This is a genomic window from Nitrococcus sp. (assembly GCF_059432795.1).
On the sequence record NZ_JBXWZQ010000074.1, the window covers coordinates 1 to 5,670 of the forward strand.

Annotated in this window: 10 protein-coding genes; 6 read left to right on the plus strand and 4 right to left on the minus strand. The window is 59.4% G+C overall.

Going from position 1 to position 5,670, the window contains the following annotated elements; genetic code table 11:
• Positions 1-14 precede the first annotated feature (14 nt).
• The 3 genes from AC52Q4_RS05865 to AC52Q4_RS05875 all read right to left on the minus strand — a co-directional run bounded on the left by AC52Q4_RS05865 (position 15) and on the right by AC52Q4_RS05875 (position 977).
• The gene (locus AC52Q4_RS05865) at positions 15-188 is read right to left on the minus strand and encodes a hypothetical protein (RefSeq protein ID WP_495535869.1); all 174 of its coding nucleotides are present in this window, start codon (positions 186-188) and stop codon (positions 15-17) included.
• 226 nt (positions 189-414) lie between these two features.
• On the minus strand, positions 415-783 hold the full coding sequence (locus AC52Q4_RS05870; protein ID WP_495535870.1) for a type II toxin-antitoxin system VapC family toxin: 369 nt from the start codon (positions 781-783) through the stop codon (positions 415-417).
• A complete protein-coding gene (locus AC52Q4_RS05875) occupies positions 780-977 on the minus strand; it encodes a type II toxin-antitoxin system VapB family antitoxin (protein ID WP_495535871.1) in 198 nt (65 codons plus the stop codon). Before AC52Q4_RS05875 ends, AC52Q4_RS05870 begins: the two co-directional genes overlap by 4 nt.
• 188 nt (positions 978-1,165) lie before the next feature.
• On the opposite strand from AC52Q4_RS05875, the gene AC52Q4_RS05880 reads away from it, so the two are divergent.
• Together AC52Q4_RS05880 and AC52Q4_RS05885 are read left to right on the plus strand one after the other, a co-directional pair.
• Positions 1,166-1,420 carry a type II toxin-antitoxin system Phd/YefM family antitoxin gene (locus AC52Q4_RS05880; RefSeq protein WP_495535872.1) on the plus strand — a complete coding sequence of 85 codons (255 nt, stop codon included), beginning with the start codon at positions 1,166-1,168 and terminating at the stop codon, positions 1,418-1,420.
• Entirely contained in the window at positions 1,420-1,839 is a 420-nt protein-coding gene (locus tag AC52Q4_RS05885; RefSeq protein WP_495535873.1) for a type II toxin-antitoxin system VapC family toxin, read from the plus strand. Before AC52Q4_RS05880 ends, AC52Q4_RS05885 begins: the two co-directional genes overlap by 1 nt.
• 184 nt (positions 1,840-2,023) lie before the next feature.
• On the opposite strand, the gene AC52Q4_RS05890 is transcribed toward AC52Q4_RS05885, so the two are convergent.
• Entirely contained in the window at positions 2,024-2,698 is a 675-nt protein-coding gene (locus tag AC52Q4_RS05890) for a HipA domain-containing protein (protein ID WP_495535874.1), read from the minus strand.
• A 410-nt stretch (positions 2,699-3,108) separates the two neighbouring features.
• On the opposite strand from AC52Q4_RS05890, the gene AC52Q4_RS05895 reads away from it, so the two are divergent.
• The 4 genes from AC52Q4_RS05895 to AC52Q4_RS05910 form a co-directional block, all read left to right on the plus strand.
• On the plus strand, positions 3,109-3,447 hold the full coding sequence (locus AC52Q4_RS05895) for a helix-turn-helix transcriptional regulator (protein ID WP_495535875.1): 339 nt from the start codon (positions 3,109-3,111) through the stop codon (positions 3,445-3,447).
• Positions 3,437-4,720, plus strand: coding sequence for a type II toxin-antitoxin system HipA family toxin (locus AC52Q4_RS05900; RefSeq protein ID WP_495535876.1), 1,284 nt, complete (start codon positions 3,437-3,439; stop codon positions 4,718-4,720). The genes AC52Q4_RS05895 and AC52Q4_RS05900 overlap by 11 nt, the downstream gene beginning before the upstream one ends.
• 373 nt (positions 4,721-5,093) lie before the next feature.
• Positions 5,094-5,255, plus strand: coding sequence for a hypothetical protein (locus tag AC52Q4_RS05905; RefSeq protein WP_495535877.1), 162 nt, complete (start codon positions 5,094-5,096; stop codon positions 5,253-5,255).
• 156 nt (positions 5,256-5,411) lie between these two features.
• Positions 5,412-5,670 (plus strand): hypothetical protein (locus AC52Q4_RS05910; protein WP_495535878.1); only part of this gene is annotated, 259 nt, incomplete at its 3' end.

A 5,670-nucleotide genomic window follows, 5' to 3' on the forward strand; every position in this document is an offset into this window, starting at 1 on the left:
GTAATATATTACGACTAAAACATTTTTATCGTCGTTACTCGCAACATGTTACGATATATTTTTCTTGACTCGATAAGTTCGTTCTGGTTGCCGGAAATATCGGCGTGGAGATGGCGAAAAGACCCAAGCCATGCGCCCTCGGCATCGGCGTAGCGCGGATTGAACTCCCGCACCTTGGCATCGAGCACCCAGATTCGACAGTCAAGAGCGCAAGTATCTGATTACCTTGGGCTGACCTTTGGAAATTGGCACTATGCGGCGTCGACGGTCGGCTTGTTCACCTCCAGGGTCCTGGATAGTTCGAGTTGCTCGGCGGTCAAGGGTGTCAGTCCGCGCCGGTTGCGGTTCTAGAACGAAGCTGTCATCGGCGCAGGTCATCGGTTCGTTGTTTTTGGTCCCATGCCGCGTGGCCCCCTACGCCTCGCCGTACGCCAGGTTCAAGACCTCGGCCACCGACCGCAGACGCTTGTCCCGAGTCCACAGTCGCGCCGATCGGTCCAGTGCCACCGCAGCCAGCAAGTGCACATCCACATAGCCGATACCCCTGCCCATCAGGGTGTTGCGTTCGATAAAGAACAGCACCTCCTCATCCCTGGCGACCGTCGCCCGCGGCAGCGCCTCGAGTAGCGCCAGCACTTCGCCGCGGTTGCGCAGGTTGCCGCAGGCCAGTTCCCCCAGTACGAAAGGGTGCATCAATACCCGGCTGCCGTTCAGCATTGCCGCCAGCGGCGCATCGCCGGCACGCAGGTGATCGACCCACACCGAGGTATCGACCAGGATCATGCCGGATCGGACTGCCGGCGCGGTGTCGACTCCAACTGCGGTTCGCTGCCCCCCAGCCGCGCCAGGCGCCGGGCGCTCTCGCGCTCGATCAGCGCGCGCAGCCCCTCCCGCACCAGGGCGGCCTTTTCGGTCATGCCGGTAATGCGCCGGGCTTCATCCAGTAACTGGTCGTCGATATTCAGGGTCGTACGCATGCCCACGCCTCATTCGATTGCATTACAACAAATAGTACATCATTTGATGCCGTATCTTGTGCTCTCGGAGGCGGCCAGGGGTACGGCCACAAAGGGGACCATAGAAGACCGGGGCGAAACGCACACCACTGGTGGATGACGGCAATATGTAGTAACGTATCTACATCTTGTCACGAAGGAAATACCCGATGACCACGACCACCATGACCAGCCGTGAATTCAATCAGCGTGCCAGCGACGCCAAGAAAGCGGCCGGCAACGGCCCGGTGTTCATCACCGATCGGGGTCGTCCGGCGCACGTTCTGCTGACCATCGAGGAGTATCGGCGCCTCACCGGGCAACAGGAGAAAATCGCCAACCTGCTCGCCATGCCGGGCGCCGAGGACGTGGAACTGGACATTCCATCGCTGCGCGATCCGGCGCGCCCGGCAGAATTGAGCTGATGTACCTGCTTGATACCAATGTCGTTTCGGAGTTGCGCAAGGTACGTTCCGGCAAGGCCGATCGCCGGGTAGCCGAGTGGGCCGAGCAAGCGGAGACGGCGCAACTGTTCGTCTCCGTCATCGTGGTGCAGGAACTTGAAATCGGCGTCCTGCGCTGCGAGGGGCGGGACGCCGCCCAGGGTCGGATCCTGCGCGCCTGGCTGGAGGAGCATGTCCTGCCGGCATTCGTTCACCGAATTCTCCCCGTCGATATCGCCGTGGCGCGTGCCGGCGCGCGCCTGCATGTGCCCGATGTACGCCCCGCGCGCCACGCCCTGATCGCCGCAACCGCCCTGGTACACGGAATGACCGTGGTGACCCGCAACGTGGCCGATTTCGCCCCCACCGGCGTGGCGGTACTCGATCCATGGGTGACGTGAACGCCATCGGTCCGTGTCGAGGGTTGCCGACGGCGCAGAACACCACCGCCTGTGCGACTTTGTGGCGTACGAAAACAAGCGTCTCGTTTCATCGACCGCAGAGTTTCGAGAGGCGACAAGGCGGTCCGAGCACGTTGCCACACCCGCGCCACGCTGACCATCACCTTTGGAAATAGGTACGGGGTCACGTAGCGGACCCTGTTGCGTCCTCAACGCTTTCCGACCCGCTGAGTCTTCGTAATGTCAAGGCGCAGCGTTGCTCGATCAACGCCACGACTTGATCAACCACGGCATGGCCAGCAAAGCCATGCCCATGGCTGGACTGAAGTGCACGCGCAGTTGGCGGCATCGACTTTGCCAGGGCCAGAATGCGTTTTCTGGCCTGAGCCTTGCCGAGGCCAACTGCTTCCGCGAACTGGTTCCAATGCCGTGCCTCGACTTCGCTGAACTTGTACTTGCTGCCGATCTTCATCGCCATTTTCGGCGTCAGGGTCGGATAGACCGCCGTCGACAGGACGTCGTATAGCGGTGCCAGCACTGCGGCCCTGCCTGCATATAGCACAGAGAAATTCTTGGCGTGCAGGGAGGCAGAAGGCCGCGACAGCCGCGCCTGTGGCAGAGTGCGAAAATCCGGAATGGGCAACGGCTCATCGGGCGGTTGCGACAATAACAACAGACCGATGGCGGTATGCGTCGCGGCGGCGAAGGCCTCCAGTTGCTTCAAGGTCGGCGCAAGCTCCCCCGTCAGCCACTCGCGCAGCTTAGGAAATTTGGCCTCCAGCGCATCGGTGCTCACTCCGGCGCGTTCCAAAGCCCAGTCGAGCAGATCGGGATTGACCGAGACGCGCGTACTCAGCATGCCCTTGGGGCATCTGCGGTATCGGCTCAGTAGGAGAATATTGAGGTGTAGCAGCCAGGGAGCCGGCTCCTACATCTCGGTCCAGGGTAACGCACGATTACGGACTCTCAATTGAGCGCCTCTGCCTGCGGAGGCAGGGGACGCTCACGATCCCGCGCGGAGCACACCAATCCTGCCCGGATGCTGGGCCTTTTCGTTGTCACGCCATTGGAAGCGAACCTCGACCGGAATACCGAACCTGTTAGCGAGGCGGTTGGCCTCCTTCCATATGTATTCTGTAAATGTGCTTTTAAAAGCAGTTTAAGTACGATAACATGCTCTTAAGCGCGTAATTCATTGACGACTCCGATAGGCCCTGATATGCTCTCAAGAGCTTATAAACCCTTTTATAAGGCCTTTGAGAGCAGATGATGGCCAAGAATCTTCTATATGAAACCCCGCCCTATCCCGTTGAGCAGGCCATCAAACGCCTGGGCAAAAACCTGCGCACGGCCCGCCTGCGTCGCAATCTGACGATAGAGGATGTCGCCGAAAAGATTGGCACCGGGCCACGCGCCGTTCGCGATGCGGAGAAGGGCAAGTTCTCGACCGGACTTGCGGTCTATACCGCCTTGCTTTGGGTCTATGGCTTGCTGGAGCCAATGGCGGCGCTCGCCGATCCGGCACGTGATGAAGAAGGGCTGAGGCTGGAGCTATCGAGCGGACGCGTTCGCGCGCGCTACAAAGAGGAGCTTGATAGTGACTTCTGAGATCGGCGCAACGGAATGCTATGTCTATCTGATCCTGCCGGGCACTACTGAATTCGTCACCGCGGGCAAGTTCGTACTCGAACCAGACCGGACCGGAACGCCGGTCGGGCGTTTCGTTTACGGCAAGAGCTATCTGCAACGCCCGGAGGCCGTGCCAATCGATCCTGTCGAACTCAGACTCGGCAAGACGACCTACCGCACGACCGCGCTTAAGGGCGTATTCGGTGCGCTGCGCGATGCCGGCCCTGACTACTGGGGCCGCCGCGTCATCGAAAAGTATGCCGGAAAGCCGCAGCTCGGCGAGCTCGATTATCTTCTATACGCGCCTGACGACCGCGCCGGTGCACTGGGGTTCGGGCTGGGACCGGAGCCGCCCGCGCCCAAGCGCGAATTCAACAAAACGCTCGATCTTGAAAGGTTGCTCGACCTTGCCGATGCCGTCATCGCCGATAAAGATCCGCCGCAAGGACCGGAGGCCGATCAGGTTGAGGACTTGATGCTGATCGGCACGTCCATGGGCGGGGCGCGTCCAAAGACTGTCGTCGAGGATGATGACGGGCTGTGGGTCGCAAAATTCAATCGGCCAGATGATCGATGGAACCATGCGCGCGCTGAGCATGCGATGCTCTTGCTTGCCCGTGCCTGTGGCATCCAGAGCGCGGAGAGCCGGATCATCAAGGTCGGCGGGCGTGATGTTTTGCTCGTAAAGCGTTTTGACCGTGAAAAATCGGATGGGGGTTATCTGCGCGCCCGTATGGTTAGCGGGCTCACCTTGCTGCGCACCGAGGACACGCATCAACATCGCGAGCGATGGTCCTATGTATTGATGGCCGAAGAACTGCGGCGGGTCAGCGCCAATCCGAAACAAGATGCAGCGGAGTTATTTCGCCGGATGGCCTTTAATGCCCTGATCTCGAATATTGATGATCATCCGCGCAACCACGCTGTCATCGCCAAAGCAAGAGAGTGGAAGCTCTCACCGGCATACGACTTGATGCCTTCAACGCCGGTCAGCCTGGAGCGCCGCGACCTTGCCTTGAGTTGCGGTGACTGGGGTCGTTATGCGCATGCCGAAAATCTGCTCTCCCAAAGTCGGCGCTTTTACCTCCGACGCGAACAGGCAGAGGCAATCATCACTGCGATGGAGAAGCAGATCAGCGCCACTTGGTACGAAACCGCGCGCCGCGCGGGAGTCTCTGAAAAGGATTGCGCTACTATCAGTAGCGCATTCGTCTATCCCGGATTCCGTCTCCCGGTTGAAGAGCAGACATAAACCGAACCCAGCCGGATTCCCGGTGATGGCCGCTTCGTTCCACGCAGCCCGTGCATACACGGAAATCGTATGCCGAGCGCAAGCGTTCAAACCCCGACGTCCTTCCCCGGATCTGAGCGCGCGGGTATCGTCCGAGTCCCCTTGACGCAGAACCGGAGAGCGGACTATGACGGGAGGGTGGCATCATCGTAAGCAGCGCAAGGCGATGAAGAGAGCTGGACCCCGCACTCCCAGCCGGGGTAGGCAAGGATTCGGATGTAGACGGGGATGACGAGTTTCCGTCGATTTGTTGCCCATGCGTTACCGGGGAGCAACACAGGGTGGGAAACGCCCAGGCACGTATTCAATCAATGGTGACCACGGGGAAGTAGGCGTGGCGGACGAAAAAGCTCTCTTCGTTGAAGTCGGTGTCGATAAACCAGCAGGCGATACCCTCGCAGCCGTCGGATCGGACCTCGCCGGTCTGAGGATCACCAAAGGGGACCGATTTGTTTTCTCGGCAATTTCCAGGCTTCTGGGGAATGCTGCAATGTGAGACCTGACCCCATGCTTGTTTTTCGACTAAAATGAAAACAATGTTGATAGTTTCGACTTTATTGAATGATTTTCGACCTGAACTACGCTATATTGGTTTTCGACTACAGGGCCTGTTTTTGTACTTTTTTCGACATTAGTGAACGATTTTCGACCAATGAAACTTGAACTGGAGCAACCCGTAGCCTTTCAGGGAGCCGTCTTGCCGAAGGCGAGCCGCCTTGTTGGCCTGGCCGCGCTCGTTCACGGGCTCGCGCTGGAAGCGCCTGTGCGGAACCCGAGCTGCGTATCCCAAGGCCATGTCCGTGGCAGCCGGCGGCGTGTGGATAGCTGGACCCTTTACGATAAACGCTACTGGCCGGGCGATCTGGTAACCGACCATATCGGATTCGCGCTGAGTCATGAGCCTATCGATC

Bases quoted from the DNA above. Each gene is read 5' to 3' on its own strand.
- AC52Q4_RS05875 (WP_495535871.1), bottom strand. From the start codon at position 977: ATGCGTACGACCCTGAATATCGACGACCAGTTACTGGATGAAGCCCGG.
- AC52Q4_RS05880 (WP_495535872.1), top strand. From the start codon at position 1,166: ATGACCACGACCACCATGACCAGCCGTGAATTCAATCAGCGTGCCAGC.
- AC52Q4_RS05895 (WP_495535875.1), top strand. From the start codon at position 3,109: ATGGCCAAGAATCTTCTATATGAAACCCCGCCCTATCCCGTTGAGCAG.
- AC52Q4_RS05890 (WP_495535874.1), bottom strand. From the start codon at position 2,698: ATGCTGAGTACGCGCGTCTCGGTCAATCCCGATCTGCTCGACTGGGCT.
- AC52Q4_RS05870 (WP_495535870.1), bottom strand. From the start codon at position 783: ATGATCCTGGTCGATACCTCGGTGTGGGTCGATCACCTGCGTGCCGGC.
- AC52Q4_RS05885 (WP_495535873.1), top strand. From the start codon at position 1,420: ATGTACCTGCTTGATACCAATGTCGTTTCGGAGTTGCGCAAGGTACGT.